Source organism: Polyangium sorediatum, from assembly GCF_029946465.1.
Lineage (GTDB): Bacteria > Myxococcota_A > Polyangia > Polyangiales > Polyangiaceae > Polyangium > Polyangium fumosum.
The window spans coordinates 1-15,045 of the sequence record NZ_JARZHI010000074.1 but is presented as its reverse complement, the minus strand read 5'-3'; the positions used below and the strand labels follow the sequence as shown (position 1 = coordinate 15,045).

Sequence of the window (15,045 nt, the reverse complement as noted above, 5' to 3'; positions counted from 1 at the left end):
CACCATGACAATTGACGGCGCTCCGGACCCGCGTGAAAACAGCACGGTCATGGGGGAGCAAAAAAGCCGCGGGGGTGAGCAACCCAAACGACGCGTACCACTCTACGTGCGCGTGCTCTCCGGCGTCATCGCCGGCATCTTGCTCGGCCTCGTCTTCAAGGAACGAAAGTACCTCTTCGGAAGCGTGGGCAACGCCGAGCTCGGCCGCCTGGGGCTGCTCGTGGTGAAGCTCCTCAAGGCGCTCGCCGTCCCGCTCGTGTTTTTCGCGATCCTCGACGCATTCGTCAAGACGGACATATCGCTCCGCAAAGGGGCGCGCCTCGTCCTCATCTGCGCGGTCAATGCGACGGTGGCGCTCGGCATCGGCCTATCGATCATGAACGGCTTTTCGCCGGGACGGCACCTCGCGGGCACGCTCTCCGAGCTTCACCGGCCGGGCGACGTGCCTTCGGATGCGGCGCAGGAGCTCCTCGCGGCCTCGAAAAAGGGCAGCCTCGGCTTCCTCGACAACCTCTCGGGGTATGTCCCGCGCAGCCTCGTCGATCCGTTCTCCGAGAACAGCGTGATCACGGTCGTCCTGCTCGGCCTGCTCGCGGGCGTCGCGCTGCGGCGCGCGCGGGCGCGGTCGGACGAGGGGACGGGGCCCGCGATGACGGTGGTCGAGCAGGGCATCGGCGCGGTGTATGCGATCCTCGTCGAGGCGCTCGATATCGTCGTGGGCCTCGTGCCGATCGCGGTGCTCGGGGTCGTCGCGGACGTCGTGGGCAAGGCCGGGCTGCGGGTCTTTCAATCGATCTGGGTCTTCTTGTTCACGGTGCTCGCGGCGATGGTGCTGCATTCGCTCGTGTATTACCCGCTCGTCGCCTGGCTCGTGGGGGGAAAGCCCCCGCGCGTGTACCTCGGCATTGGCGCGGACGCGATCCTGACGGGCCTCTCGACGAACTCGAGCCTCGCCACGGTGCCCGTCACGCTGAAGGCGCTCGATCGCATGGGCGTCTCGCCCGCGTCGGCGCGCCTCGCGGCGTGCATCGGGACGAACCTCAACAACGACGGCATTCTGCTCTACGAGGCGATCACGGCCGTCTTCTTGACGCAGGCGACGGGGATGACGCTCGGGCTCGGCGAGGAGATCACGATCGGGCTCGCCTCGGTGATGGCGGCGGCGGGCATCGCGGGGATCCCGGAGGCGGGGCTCGTCGTGCTGCCGCTCGTGCTCACCGCGGCAGGGCTGCCGGACGCCTTGATCGCCACGGCCATTCCGCTCGTGATGACGGTCGACTGGTTCATTGCCAGGTGTCGCTCGGGCGTGAACGTGATGAGCGACATGCTCGTCGCCGTGCTCCTCGACGTGGGCGACGGCAACGGCAATGGTTCAGGGGCTGACGCGCGGCAGGGCGGCGGGGAAGACGTCGCGAATCTCCTGGGGGATCCGGGCGGGCCTTTGGGTCGCGGTCGCGACGAACGCCCATGAGGTGACGGAGCGGGCCACCTCGACGCCGTCGGACGAGCGCACGAGGCGGGTCCTGCGCTCGCACGTGGCGGCGCCGAATTTGGCGACGTGGGTCCGGACCTCGATGCGATCGCCCAGAAACACCGACGCGAGGTAATCGATCTCGTGGCGCCGCACGACGAACACGGCGCCGGCGCGCACGTAGGCCGACCTGTCCCAGCCGACGGCCTCGGAGTGGGCCCGGGCCGCGTCCTGCACCCAGCGCACGTAGACGACGTTGGACACGTGCCCGAGCTCGTCGATGTCGTCGGGCGAGGCGACGACGGGAAACACGTATTCATCGGAGGAGGCGGCCGTCATGCGCTGCCAAGGTAGCAGAAGGCCTGTCGCCGTCGACGCGGATCCGGCGCGCCGGACGTATCTCCTCCGTCGTATACGGAATCACGGAATCGCGTCCGCGCATTCCCATTTCTCTCGCAATGGCCATGCAACTCCGATACGTTATCGTGGGGGTGCATTCCTATGGATGGCCGACCTTATGAGCTTTACATTTCCCTCGATGATCTGGCCCCGCTCTGGTCGGGGACGTCGGGCTGGGAGAACGAGGCGCCGCTGCGCGCGGCGCTCGTCTCGCTCGAGCTCGTGTTCCTGCTGATCGCCGATACCGCGCGCGACGCCCGGGCCGCGGCGCCCAGGGACGAGCGCATGTCGCGCCTGTGGAGCGGCGCGGTCGCGCAAATTCGGCTGCTCGGCGACGTGCTCGCCTCGACGCCGCCGCCGCCGACGCTCCCGCCGGGAGCGCCCTCGCGCGCCACGAATCTCCACGTGCTCGCGGACCTCGCGCACCACACGACGAAGCTCGGCGTCCCCACGCGGCTCGTCCGGCAATGGGCCGACACCTACGACGCCACCTGTGCCGACGTCCCTTTCTTGCTGGGCCTCGAACCCGCGCTCGATGCCCTCCGGGCCGCCCACGGGCTCCCCGAGCGACGCCCCCGGACGGACGTCCCGACCCTCCCTTATGACGCCTGGGCCGCGCCCGTCGCCGTCGCCGCGCTCTTCCAGCGCCGCACGTTCAACCCCGAGGATCGCCTCTTCGCCGCCACCCACCAGGGCGTCGAGTGCTGGATGTCCCTCGCGCTCCGGGCGCTCGCCGCAGCCGAATCCGCGGCGAACCTTCGCGATTGGCTCGCGGGGGCCCGCTCCATCCAGCAAGCCGCGTGCATCGTGAGTTCCCTCGCCGAGGCCATCTTGATCCTCGAAACGATGGTCCTCTCCGATTACCACCCGCTCCGCGTCCGCCTGCGTGACGCGAGCGGGGCGCAGTCGCGCCAGTTCGCGAGCGCCCTCGCGGCGGCCCGGAGGCTCTTCCAGCGCCTCGACGCAGATCGGGCCGAGCGTGGCACCTCTCTCCTCACGATCTATCGACGCCCCGAGATCCATCGGGACGAGCACGCGTTCTTCGAGGCGCTCACGACCCTCGAGAATCGCCTCTCCCTCTTCCTCTTCAACCATTACAAACTGGCCGTGCGTGTCCTCGGGACGGAGAGCCTCGGCTCCCTCGGCGTCGAGGTGCAGACGCTGGTCGACCATTTCGTCAAGCCGCTCTACCCGGACCTGGATCGGGCGCGCTACCGGCACAGCGTCATCACGAGCTTCGCCCACGGAAACCACGCAGGGCGTATCATCAGCGATCTGGAGCGCGCCCCGGCCGATCCGCCGCTGGCCCCGCCCCCCGCGGCCCTCGACACGAGCCGCATGCGCGCCGCCGTCGCCGCCTATTTCGACGCCATGCGCGACATGGATCTCGATCGCTGGGTCCGGCTGTTCGCGACGAACGGCGCCATCGAATCGCCCGAAGGCAGCCGACCCTTCCGCGGGCATCACGGCCTGCGCGTGTTCTTCCGCAACTTCATGAAGGTCTTCGAGCGCGGCGTCGTCGTGACCGAGCGCGCCGTCCGCATCGACGCCCGCGAGGGCCGCGCCGAGGTCGACTGGCAACTCGACGTCCGGCACCAAGGAATCCCCATTTCGTATATGGGCACCGAGCGATTCTCGTTCTCCCCCGCGGGAGAGATCGTCCGCGTCACCGTGCTCGACGATCCCCGCGACATCGCGCGGCAGATGCTCTCGGGGGCCGAGCGCGTCGCTTGCCCCCTGGAAGAATAGAGGCGCCGCCCTTCACCGGCACCGCGCGAGCGCGGCGCGCAACGTGGGGAGCATTTGAAGCGCCGAGAGATCGGCCTCCAGCCGAACGAGCTCCTGGGCCACCCGGCTCCGCAATCCACAAAGCACGACCCGGGCCCCGAGCAGGCGGAGCGCCGCGCAGACCCGCAAAAAAGCGACCGCCGTCGTACCGTCGACCTCGTCGAGCCCCGTGAGGTCGAGGATCACCCAGCGCGCCGGCTGCGCGTGGATCCTCGCGAGCAGCGCCTCCGTCACGAGCGCGGCGCGCTCGCCGTCGAGCGCGCCGATGATCGGCATGGCCACCACGCCTTCGCCGACCTCCAGGATGGGCGCGGAGAGCGCGCGGATGGTCTCGGCCTGCTTCTCCACCACCGCGACGTGGGGCTCGAGCTCGCGCGTGCTTTGCTTGTACACGCGCTCCATGTTCTCGATGCGCGCCTCGTATTGCGCCGTCGCTTCCAGGGCCGCTTCGAGGTCCTTTTCGCGCTGCCGGAGCAAGCTCCGCGTCCGGCGGAGCGAATGGGCGCTCTGCCGGAGCCGATCCAGCGCGAGCCGGAGCGCGAGGGGCCCTGCCGCCGCCTCTGTGCACGCGTCGCAGGCGAGAAAATCGGAGAGAAAGGCATCCAGGGGCAGCTCGGCGCGCGATTCATCCTCGAGGATGCAACGATCACAATGCATGCTCACGCCCCGAGGAGGACCACGGTGAACGTCTCGTCGTGACAGAGGGTGATGTCACGCACGGGGCAAAGCTCGCCGTACGTATAAAACCCGACCTTGGGCACGCCCGGCGCGAGGGCGGAGAACGCGCGCCGGATCTCCTCCTGATAACGCGTGCCGAGGATGAGCTTGCGCCCGGCGCAACCAAAAACGAGCGCGAGCGAGGGCGAAGGCATCTTCCGATGGACTTCCTCGGCCGCCTGGGCCGCGGCGAGCAGCAGATCGTCCCGGGTCGAGCACGTCAGGCGAATCTTCATGCCCACGGCGATCTCGCTGCTGAGCAAGAGGCCACCTTTCTCCTCGTCGAGCTTGCGCACCACGCGCACCACGTTCACGCGCTCGTCCGAATCCATGTAGCTGCCCTCGAAATCGAGGATGACGAGCAGCGGGAACTCGATTCCTATCATCTGCTGATCCCGGAACGCGTGCCCGAGGAAGTCCTTGTAGATCCGGAGCGCGGGTTTTCCGTCGAGCTCCAGGATGAGGTTCTTCCCCTCCACGCGCGTCACGGTGCGGACGGCGCCGAGCGGCCGAAATCCCGACTTTGCGGCCGTGGCGATCGCCCTCGTGCCGCGGATGGCGAGGGCGACGGCGCCGCCGGTGAGCACCTCGCGATTGCAAATCTGGGAGGTGCGCTCGAATGCGAGGTGCTCCGCGGAGACGCCGCCCACGATGGGGAACGTCGCGCCGAGCACGTCCTGCAACCCGCGGACGTACTCGCCGGGGCTCCCATGGATGCCATCGGGAAACGTGACGAGCAGGCTCGGGCCGAAGCCTCGAACCTTCTCCGCGAGCGCGTGCCCGGCGCGCCGGCTGTCGGGCAGCAGGCTATCGACCTTGAACGCGGCGCATTCGATCCCCCGCAGGCCCATGGCCGTCACGGACGAGGTGAGGCCTTCATCCGTATTGATCTCAGCGAAACTCGAACAACCCGCGACCACGACCCCCGCGGGCAGGCGGCCCCGGAGGCCCGCGAGCACCTGCACGGGATCGTGCTGGCTCGATACGAAAAGAAGGACGGTCTCCGGCGGACCGCCGAGCTCGAAGGTCAGCTCTTCGGCGACCTCCCGACCCGCGGTCAGGGCGTCCGTATGCACGATGGATACTGTGGCTGCTCGCATCTTTTCCCCCCAATGTCGACGCGATGACGCTATTTTTCATGTTACACGATGGAATTCGGTCGCACCAATGGAATTCCGTACATTCCTGCCAAACGATGGGGACGGAGGAAATCCCCCATGGCGGTGAATCGTCCCCGACGAAGCAGCGGCGCTGCGGCGAAAGCGGGATTGCATCGACGGCCCCCGCGTTCATGTTCACGTCGTGAACGCACCCACGAGCCAGGCCGAGCCTTCCGAGAAACATCACGCGGGTTGCTGCGGAGGTCACCCCTCCAAGGCGCGGACCACGACGCCCGGCCGCTCGTCTTTCCTCGGCGCCGTGCTTCCGGTGCTGGCCTGCGCCGTGTGCCCGACCTGCCTCGGCGCGTGGGCGCAGGCGCTCTCGGCGCTCGGCGTCGGATTCGTGGTCACCGAGACGCAGCACCTCATTTTGCTCGTCGCCGCGGTCGTGATCACGCTGGCCGTGAGCGGCCGTCGTTATGCCCGCTCGCGTCGCGCGGGCCCGCTCGTGCTCTCGCTCGCCGGCTCGACCGGGCTCGTCGCGAGCCACGTCCTCGGGGAGATTCAGGTCCTCGCGTGGTCGTCGATTGCGGTGCTCGTGGCCGCGTCCATCTGGCAAGAGCGCGCGCGGCCGCGACAAACGGCGCGGGGACACGAGCCGGAGCCGCGAGGCGCCCTTCGAGGCGCCGAGGTCTCGGCCGGCGCGGATTGAAGAGCCTCAGCGAACCGCCCGAGGTGGTCCCCGGGACGCAGAACCTCCGCCGAACCGTCGAGGGGAACTTGCTGACACGCCTGGACGCCTGCTAGGCCTCCGGCAGGAGGTCGCGGCGCATGGGGCTCTGGTATCGCAACCGATCTTGTATGGAGAGGGCTTCAGGGATCCCACGCCTGATGCGACTGGCGCAGGGTTTGGCCCTTTGCCTCAGCGTGGGGGGATGCACGCGTGGCCAGCCGGACGGGGCGGCTGTTGCCGCGCCGAGCGCCGTCGCTCCCGTGCCGAGCGCCATCGCATCCGCAGCACCGAGCGCCACCGCGTCCGCAGCGCCGAGCGCCATCGCGTCCGCAGCGCCGCCGGCGACACCGCCGGATGCGAAGGCTTCGGACGTCCAGGAGGCGCCTGGGTCGGCGCCGCAGACGGCGTCGCCTTCGTGCCCGAGCACCCTCCGCGTCGAGAAAGGGGATTCCTTCGAGTCCATCACCAACCGCTGCTATGGGAGCCGCACGTATCAAGACCTCCTCGTGTCGCACAACCACCACGAGCGGAAGGGGCTTCGCGCCGGCGAGACCTTGAAGATTCCGCCTTTCGAGACCCTGGCGCGCGAGCACGTCGCGGCGAAATGGGCGAGCGAAATGAGCGCGGTCGCCGCGTCGTACGCCCACTTCCGCCGCGCCGAGCCCGAAATCGATCGGCAGCTTCGTTCGCAAAAGCCGGGGATGGGGCCGTATCGGCCGACCGCCGCGACGAAGCTCGAGCTCGACGCCGCCGCCAGCGCGCTCCGCCCTGTCGTGGAGCACCTTCGCGCAGCCGGCGTTCGAACGAAGAAGTTCGCCCAGGCCGTGCAGGCATTCGAACAACTTGCCAGCGGCGAGGGCAGCTTCTCCACCGACTACGCGACCGAGGACATCCACCAGTGCTTCTCCTACGGTATTTCGGCGCTCAAGTAGGCCCTTCCGCGCCCACCCCCGATTGACGCCGCGCCTGTTCCGACGCCTCGGTTTCCGCCCCCGCCCCCGCCTCGGTTTCCGCCTCCCACCTCCGCCTCCGCCTCCATTTTCCGGGTCCGCCTCCGTTTCCGCCCCCGCCTCCGCGCCCGCTTGCCGCTTCCGCTCCCGCTTCCTCTCGATCTAGGATGCGCGCCCCACCCGATGACCCAGCCCCGCCCCTCCCCTCCGAGTTCCTCGGCCCATCCCCTCAAGGTCGCGCTCCTGCTCTTCGGCTCCGGCCTCTCGGCGCTCGTGTACCAGACGGCCTGGCAACGTGAGCTTCGCCTCGTGTTCGGGTCCTCCACGGCCGCGAGCGCCGCCGTGCTCGCGATTTTCATCGGCGGCGCCGGCGCGGGCAGCTTGCTCTTCGGCAAGCGCAGCGACGCCTCGCCCCGGCCGCTCCGCCTTTATGGCCGCCTCGAGCTTGCCATTGCCGCCCTCGCCGCCGTCAGCCCGTTCGCGATCGACCTCGCGCGCATCGTGTATCGCGCCGCGGGCGGCACCTTTCTCCTCGGAATGACGCTCGGCACGGCCCTTCGCCTCGCGCTCGCGGCCCTCGTCATCGGCGCGCCCACGGTCCTCATGGGCGGCACCTTGCCCTCGGCCGCGCGCTCGGCCGAGAGCCAAACGGATACGCAGAGGCGCGCCGTCGGCTGGTTGTATGCGGCGAACACCCTCGGCGCGGTCGCGGGCGCCACGCTTTGCACGCTCCTCCTCCTGGAGACGCTCGGCACCCGCGGCGCGCTCTGGGTCGCCGCGCTGCTCAATGCGATCGTCGCGGGCCTCGCGCTCCTCGTGGATCAACGGCTCGCCCCCATGACCGAGGAGCCCACCTCGAAGGCCGACGAAAACGCCGCAGAATCGAAGGCGAACATGCCGCCGCGGTTCGTCCTCGTGTTCGCTGCGCTCTCGGGGTTCTTGTTCTTCTGGCTCGAGCTCGTCTGGTATCGGCTCCTCGGCCCGCTGCTCGGCGGCACGGTGTATACGTTCGGCGTCATCCTCGCCGTCGTCCTCCTTGGGATCGGGCTCGGGGGCCTCTTGTATCCCCTCCTTTTCCGCAAGCGCGCCCCGTCGGCGCGTGGCCTCGCGCTCACGGCCGCGCTCGAAGCGCTCTTCGTGGCCGTTCCTTTTGCGCTCGGCGATCGGCTCGCGGTGCTCGCGCTCGCGGTCCGTCCCGAGGCGGGCGCGGGCCTCTTTCATTACGTGCCCGGCTGGATCGCGCTCACGGCCATCATGGCGTTTCCGGCGGCGCTCGTGGCCGGCGTCCAGTATCCGCTCCTCGTCGCATTGCTCGGCGAGGGCCGGACCCGCGTCGGATCGCACCTCGGCACCGTCGGCGCGCACAACACCCTCGGCGCCATGGTCGGCTCGCTCGCCGGTGGGTTTCTCCTCGTCCCCTCGCTCGGCGCCCTCGGATCCATGCGCGTCGTGGTGTTCGGGCTCCTCGCCATGGCGGCCGGCGCGGCGTTCTTCGCGTTTCGGGTCCCTGCTTTGCGGCGCATGATCGCCGCCCCGCTCTCGGCCGCCCTCGCCTTCGCCGCCATTCTCACGCCGGGCCCCTCGGCCGTCCTCCGGCATACGCCCATCGGCGCGGGCCGCGTCGATCGCGTCTTGCTCGACACCCCCGCGTTCACGCGCGCCTGGATCGAGGACGTCAAGCGCTTGATCATCTGGCAAACCGAGGGGCGCGAGAGCAGCGTGGCCATCGACGGCACCGACGGCATCGCGATGGTCGTCAATGGCAAGATCGACGGCAATGCGCGCGGCGACGCCTCGACGCAGGTGATGGGCGGCCTCCTCGGCGCCTTGCTCCACCCCGATCCGAAGCACGCCATGGTGATTGGCTTCGGCACCGGCAGCTCGGCCGGGTGGCTCGGCAAGGTGCCCGCCATGGAGCGCGTGGACGTCGCCGAGCTCGAGCCCTCCATGCTGGAAATCGGCCGCCGCTGCGCGCCGGTGAACGAGGACGTCCTTTCGAACCCGAAGGTTCGTGTCCTCCTCGGCGACGCGCGCGAAATCCTCCCCACCGTACCGGCCCGCTACGACGTCGTCTTCTCCGAGCCGTCGAACCCGTACCGCGCCGGCGTCGCGAGCCTGTTCACGCAGGAGTATTACCGCGCCGTGCGCGGCCGCCTCAAGGAGGGCGGGCTCTTCCTGCAATGGGTGCAGATCTACGAGATCGACGTCGACACGCTCCGCACGATTTATGCGACGCTCGCCTCGGTCTTTCCGGCCGTGGAGACGTGGTATCTCGGCTGGAGTGATCTCGTCCTCGTCGCGTCCGAGGCCCCGCTCGTGCACGATACGGACCTCCTCCGGACGAAGCTCGCCGCAGAGCCTTATCGGCGGGCCCTCTTGAATGCCTGGCGCACCGAGGGCATCGAGGGGCTCTTCGCGCATTACGTCGCCGGCCCTCCCTTCGCGCGGGCCATCGCCGACGTGCCCGGCGCCGTCTACAACACGGACGACCGGAACCGCGTGGAGTTCGGCTTCGCGCGGGCCGTCGGCAATTTTGGCTCGGTCTCGACGTTCTTCGAGCCCGTCCGGCACCGCAAGGAGGATCGCCCGAAGCTGAAATCGGGCAACCTCGATTTCGTGCGGGTCGCGGAGGATCGCGCGGCGCAGGTCGCGGGCGACGGCTCGGACCCGGCCATGCCCGAGCACCTCACGCCGGAGGCGGAGGTGCGCGTGCAGGCGCTCGTCAATTACGCGGCGGGCAACCTCGAAGGCGCGCTCGCGAAATGGGGATTCCAGGAGCAAGCCCCGGTCGGCCCGGTGGAGACGACGCTCGTGGCCGAGGGGCTCGCGTGGAAGGCCGACGACGCCGTGCTCCCGCTGCTCGAACGGCACGCGCGTGATTTCCCGATCGAGGCCGACGTGATCCGCGCCCGCTACGAATACGCGAAGGGCCGGCGCGCCGAGGCCGTCAAGCTGCTCGAAGGCGCGTTCGCCGCCTACCGGCGTGATCCGTGGCCCTCGACGGCGGTCATGAACCGGGCCATGGACCTCACGCGCGAGCTCGGCCAGAGCGCGCCCGCCGACGCGAGGCGCCTCTTCGCAGCGCTCGACACGCCCTTCTCGGTGCTGGTGCTCGAATCGACGCGGAGGAGCCTGCGTGTCGACCTCTCCGAGGTGCTCCCCGAGGAAAACGCGTGCGTGGCCGCGTTTGCCATCTTCGAACCCCATCCGCCGTGGGACGAACGCATGCTCGGGCTCCGGCGTGATTGTTATGCGCGCTTCATGCACCCGCTCGCGGCGGAGGCCTCGCGCGCGACGGAGCGGCGGGCGGCGTGTGTGGGATGGCGGGGATGGTTGACGTGTTTGTGAATGCGCGCGCTCGGTCCGGCGAACGCCGCGTCAATCGGCGATGTCGCGCCCCGCGGCGACCGTCTGCCCATCGGACGTCACGAGCACCTCGAGCTCTTGCCCTCCCTTGCTGATGTGAGCCTCGAAAAACACCTGGCCACCGGGCAGGGTATACATCTCGACCTTGTCGAGCTTGCCGCCCTGTGCCCACTTCAGGATGGTGTCGCGCGCCGCCGGCGAGGCGGAGCTGAGCGAGACCTCCCATTCCTTGCCTTGGTCGAGGAACGCCTCGAGCGACTTGCCGCCCGTATCCACGGGTGACGGCGTCATCTTGTCCGGCTGCGCCCCCTGCGCGCCGGCGGTGGCCGGCAGGGCGACCAAAGCGAACGCGAGCGACGCGAAGAGCGGCCATCGTTCCAGCCTCGTCATGAATTCATTCCTCCTTCCGGGCATGTAGGGGCCCGCCGGATCACGCATGCGAACGGAGTGCCGCGCCGCCGTCGGCCGGCGTCGACGAGGCCCGCGCTGCCCGGGGTCGTTCGATTCGTGCCTAGCGGGGCTGCTTGCATTTCCTCGTTGCACCGGGGATGCGCTTGCTCTTCCATCGCTTCGATGGGACACGCGCACCACTTCCTCTCCCGGCTCGATCGTGTCTCGCTCCCGCATGTCGAGCTCGCGCTCTCCCTGTACCGGGACGAGGGCCTGCTCCGGTACCTCTTCGACCGGGCTCGCGTGCCCGAGGGCGCCGAGCGTGTCGCGCTCTCGCTCGATCACCCCGAGGAGGGGCCTTTCCTCATCGTCACGCGCGACGGGAGGTTCGTCACCTGCCTCGGCGCGGGCATGAAGGTCTCGAACCTGCCCGTGGTCACGCGCGGGCAGATCGACGCAATCGCCGCCAAGGTCGGGGAGCTGCGCGAGCGCATGGAGGCCGCGAGGGCGCTCGCCGGGGAGAAGGGGGTCCGGGCGCTGCTTCGGCGGATCTACGAGGCCGCCGACGAACTCTCGCGCGAGGAGTTCGTGGCGATCTCGGCGCTCCAGCCGCTTTACGGCTTCGAATTCTTGCACCTCTACCTCCGCGCCGCGGTCGAGCTCGACGAAGCCCGCCAGATCCTCCTGCCGCTGCTCCGCAAGACCGACAAGCCCAAGCCCATCTACGACGACGCGCTCAGCGCGTACTGGCGGACCCTCTGGGCCATGAGCCATTTCGCCATCCTCGCGACCCTCGACGGCCAAGAGACGTTTCCCCCAGGTCTCCTCGACATGTTCGGCGAGGGCGGCACGTTTTCCTGGCCCACCACGCGGCAAGGATTCTTGCCCTTCGCGATCCGCGGCGCCTGGGCCACGGCCCGGGTCGGCAAGCCCCTGCTCGCCAAGTACAAACGGTTTTACCAGGAAGCGGAGAGCGAGCTTCAGAACATCGACGGCGCGCTCGGGATCCTCGCGATCGGAATGCGCCACGCGCGGCTCCGCGCCGAGGCGGAGAAGACGCTCGGCGCAGACATCCCCGTCAAATGGAGAGGCACGCCCCACGGCAAGGTCACGGGCGCGATACGCAAGCTCGCGCGCGGGATCGCGGAGACGGATCGGGATTCGCCCGAGGAGCGGCAAGCATGCGTGCGGGACCTCGGCGCGCACCTATGGGTGGCCCTCATGCAATCGAGGCCCGCGGGCCCCCTCCGGTACGAGCGACCGGAGGACGTCCCGGAGGATCTCGCCTGCGCGGTCGTGGCGAATACCTTCCAATGTTATCTGCGCGGGTCGCAGGGCCTTTCAAACGCATTGACGTGGCTCTTCATGTTGACCCCGTGGGCCGCCCGCGCCGCGCCGGAGGCGCTCTACCTGCCGCGCGCCGCGATCGCGGCAGTCCACGTGCCCTTCCGGACGGATCTCACGCTCGGCGTGCTGCGCGCGATGCGGGATCACGTGGCCCCTGGCAGGAGACAGGCGCCCCCCGAGGGCCCCGCCCGCAAAGGCCCGTGCCCCTGCGGAAGCGGCAAGAAGTACAAGCGTTGTTGCGAGGAAACGGAGGCCGAATCGAAGAGCGCGGCGCTGCTCGGGCCTTCCGATTCGTAGGGCTTCCGCCTCCGGCGCCACGCCCGCTTGCCGTTCCGGCTTCCGCCTCCGCTTGCCGGGAAGCGCGTTCCATGGGCTCGTCCGGGCTTCTTATCTCAGTCAGGACAGCAGAGAGCACCCGCATTTGCATTGCCCACACAGCCACCGAGGTAGTTGGCCGCGGTTTCGCTCTCATACTTGCACCCCGTCCACGTGCAGGTGTTTCCTTCCGCATCCGAGGTTCCCGAGCAAACGCGCATCGGACGGGTGCTGTCGCCATTGCTGTCAAGCGTGCCGCAGCTCGTGGTCCCTGTCGAGGGGTATGCCTTGGCGGCGCAGTTGTTCGAACCCGAGCCAGAAAAACCGAGGTCCGACGCCCCATTGTCCGTCCAATAAATGTGCGTGGGGGCTGTTGACGCCCTTTTGGCGTTCCACTCCTCGGCGGTGCACACATGCATCCGATGGCCGCAAAGGCTCTCTCGGTTGGCATAGGAAACGGAGCCCGCACAGCCATACATGTTCGTGCCCCAGCTCTGTTCGGCAGTGCCATCCGCACAAGGACGATTCGCACAACAGAGTGCGCCTGCCGTCGTGTTGCCGAGGCATCCACCCCAATAATTCGTATTGGTTGACGACTCGTACTTGCACCCCGTCCAGTTGCACGCATTCCCCTCCGCATCCGAAGTTCCCGAGCAGATTCGCATCGGTGCGTTCCCGCTGCTGCCACACGTCGTGCCCGCCGGCGAAGCATTCACGTAGCGCGCGGAACAGTTGCTCGAGCTTCCGGAATAGCCCAGTTCGGTGGACCCATAGTCCGTCCAGTAGATGTGATCCGGGGTCCCGGCGGCACCTGAGAATCTCCTGGCTTCCCACTCGGCAGGTGTGCAGACGTGGGTCTCGGATCCGCAAAGCGTCGCCTTATTTGCGTAGGATTCCGAACCTGGGCACCCCCACATCTGATTGCCCAACGCTTCAGCGGGCACCCCATTGTCACAGAGCCTGGCTTCATCCCAAGCGTTGACGAGCATGCCCACGTTGTCATCTGAGTGGATATTGGTGTTCTGAACGACGACCGTTCCGGGATGGTCCTTGAAGACGAACAGAATCGACTGCTGCTCCGTGCCGCTCGTCTCGAATCCGCCACCCTTCATCACAAAAGGAGTCCCGCCGATGGTCGTTCCAGCCCAGTCCATACCGTAGCCTGAATCGAAAACCATATCGACAGCTTCCTGCTGCATGATGTCTCCAGCATACAGCAAAGAGAAGGTCTTGGCCAGGTCATACGCTGTCAAAGCGAATCCTCCTGTGCCGCATCCTGTGTTGAAATCCGTGCCGTACTGGTAGCCCGCCGTTGTACTCGTGGCATTCGGCGGATACGCAAAAGGGGAATGAGAAAGCGTGTGGGTGCAGCCTGAGTACGCAGCTTCCCCCATGAAATAGCTGCCCCTTACATGCAGATCCAGCAGTTTTCCTGCCGTCCAAGCGTCCGACTTGCCGTAATTCGTCATCTCCTGCGACAGGTTGGTTGTCATGTTGGCGATGAGCACCTGCAGCAACACGTACGTCATGCTGTTGTACTCATCGGTGCCGTTGTTGAGGCACTCCTGTGTGATGAAGTGTATCTCGCAACCCTCTTCCAACCAGTCGTGGAACACGGACGGGACGTTGCAGTCCCCGGCTGGCTGCGGCATACCGCTTTTGTGCTCCAACAGCTCCTCGAACGTGATCTTTTCGACACCGGGGCCTGGGGACAGCCAACTGGGGATGTAGGGACCGATCGCGGCCTGGGGACTTATTTGGAGCGCCGCGAGAACTTCCGCCATGCGCGCCCCGGTAAGGGCCTTGGAAACGCTCCAGATGTTCATCGGAATGTCGTAGGTCATGGTCGAGATCGCCGTGCTGTGATTATACACATCCCAGGCACTCACAGCGAATCCGTGGTTACGGGTGACCGTGCAGAGCTGGCCATTGCTCTGCTTGCGAACAACCGCGAGCTGCGTTCCGCCATACGGGTTGAAGTGGTCCTCGATTCGATTCGCAAGCGAGGAAAGCTCTGCGTAGTTGACGGCGTCGCAGTCATTGGTATTGCAGAACGATTGTGTAGCGGTACATGCACCGGCATTGCCGTATTCGTCGCATGTCCTGGTCCCCGCGGTATTGCCGCAAGTCGCGGTCGGAGCCGTACAGCTTATCTTGGCCCCCGGAATGTATTCACACGTACCCCAGTCGAATCCCAGGATACATTCCTTCTCTCCTGGGCAGCCGCTCGCGCTGATGCAGTCCTGTTTCATGCCCTCGGTACAAGTCGCACGCGCATCGAGGTGGAAAGACAGTAGCGTGGCGAACGCGCCCAGTCCGATATACCATCGCTTCATATGAATGTAAGTCCTCGCCGCCCCCCGTCCTGACGTCCCGTGGCCCCCGTGCCCAGGCTCCCAACCGGAAGGAGCCTCAACATGCATACGGAACAACAAGCGGCGGCCATTCGTGCGGAGGTCTCGCGCATCG

At 67.6% G+C, this 15,045-nt stretch carries 11 protein-coding genes; 6 read left to right on the top strand and 5 right to left on the bottom strand.

Annotated elements, in window-relative coordinates:
- Positions 1–49 precede the first annotated feature (49 nt).
- Entirely contained in the window at positions 50–1,471 is a 1,422-nt protein-coding gene (locus QHF89_RS42035) for a dicarboxylate/amino acid:cation symporter (protein ID WP_136968344.1), read from the top strand.
- On the opposite strand, the gene QHF89_RS42030 is transcribed toward QHF89_RS42035, so the two are convergent.
- Positions 1,373–1,810, bottom strand: a complete 438-nt coding sequence (locus tag QHF89_RS42030; RefSeq protein WP_136968343.1) for an acyl-CoA thioesterase — start codon at positions 1,808–1,810, stop codon at positions 1,373–1,375. The two genes, QHF89_RS42035 and QHF89_RS42030, sit on opposite strands and share 99 nt — an antisense overlap.
- 162 nt (positions 1,811–1,972) lie before the next feature.
- Here QHF89_RS42030 and QHF89_RS42025 point away from each other — a divergent pair, with 162 nt between their 5' ends.
- Positions 1,973–3,619 (top strand): nuclear transport factor 2 family protein, encoded by a 1,647-nt coding sequence (locus QHF89_RS42025; RefSeq protein ID WP_136968342.1) that lies wholly within the window; start codon positions 1,973–1,975, stop codon positions 3,617–3,619.
- A gap of 12 nt (positions 3,620–3,631) precedes the next feature.
- On the opposite strand, the gene QHF89_RS42020 is transcribed toward QHF89_RS42025, so the two are convergent.
- Complete coding sequence (locus QHF89_RS42020) at positions 3,632–4,315, bottom strand: STAS domain-containing protein (RefSeq protein ID WP_284721642.1); 684 nt, start codon at positions 4,313–4,315, stop codon at positions 3,632–3,634.
- A 2-nt stretch (positions 4,316–4,317) separates the two neighbouring features.
- On the bottom strand, positions 4,318–5,475 hold the full coding sequence (locus QHF89_RS42015; protein WP_136968340.1) for an FIST signal transduction protein: 1,158 nt from the start codon (positions 5,473–5,475) through the stop codon (positions 4,318–4,320).
- 202 nt (positions 5,476–5,677) lie between these two features.
- On the opposite strand from QHF89_RS42015, the gene QHF89_RS42010 reads away from it, so the two are divergent.
- From QHF89_RS42010 to QHF89_RS42000, 3 genes are all read left to right on the top strand, one after another.
- Complete coding sequence (locus QHF89_RS42010; protein WP_284721636.1) at positions 5,678–6,187, top strand: MerC domain-containing protein; 510 nt, start codon at positions 5,678–5,680, stop codon at positions 6,185–6,187.
- Between the two features lie 281 nt (positions 6,188–6,468).
- Positions 6,469–7,140 (top strand): hypothetical protein, encoded by a 672-nt coding sequence (locus QHF89_RS42005; protein ID WP_284721635.1) that lies wholly within the window; start codon positions 6,469–6,471, stop codon positions 7,138–7,140.
- Positions 7,141–7,341: 201 nt separating this feature from the next.
- Positions 7,342–10,506 (top strand): fused MFS/spermidine synthase, encoded by a 3,165-nt coding sequence (locus QHF89_RS42000; RefSeq protein ID WP_136968337.1) that lies wholly within the window; start codon positions 7,342–7,344, stop codon positions 10,504–10,506.
- Between the two features lie 30 nt (positions 10,507–10,536).
- Here QHF89_RS42000 and QHF89_RS41995 read toward each other — a convergent pair whose 3' ends face one another.
- A complete protein-coding gene (locus tag QHF89_RS41995; RefSeq protein ID WP_136968336.1) occupies positions 10,537–10,914 on the bottom strand; it encodes a hypothetical protein in 378 nt (125 codons plus the stop codon).
- Between the two features lie 183 nt (positions 10,915–11,097).
- Here QHF89_RS41995 and QHF89_RS41990 point away from each other — a divergent pair, with 183 nt between their 5' ends.
- Complete coding sequence (locus QHF89_RS41990) at positions 11,098–12,558, top strand: YecA family protein (RefSeq protein ID WP_136968335.1); 1,461 nt, start codon at positions 11,098–11,100, stop codon at positions 12,556–12,558.
- A 95-nt stretch (positions 12,559–12,653) separates the two neighbouring features.
- On the opposite strand, the gene QHF89_RS41985 is transcribed toward QHF89_RS41990, so the two are convergent.
- Complete coding sequence (locus QHF89_RS41985) at positions 12,654–14,912, bottom strand: serine hydrolase (protein ID WP_284721634.1); 2,259 nt, start codon at positions 14,910–14,912, stop codon at positions 12,654–12,656.
- Between the last annotated feature and the right edge of the window lie 133 nt (positions 14,913–15,045).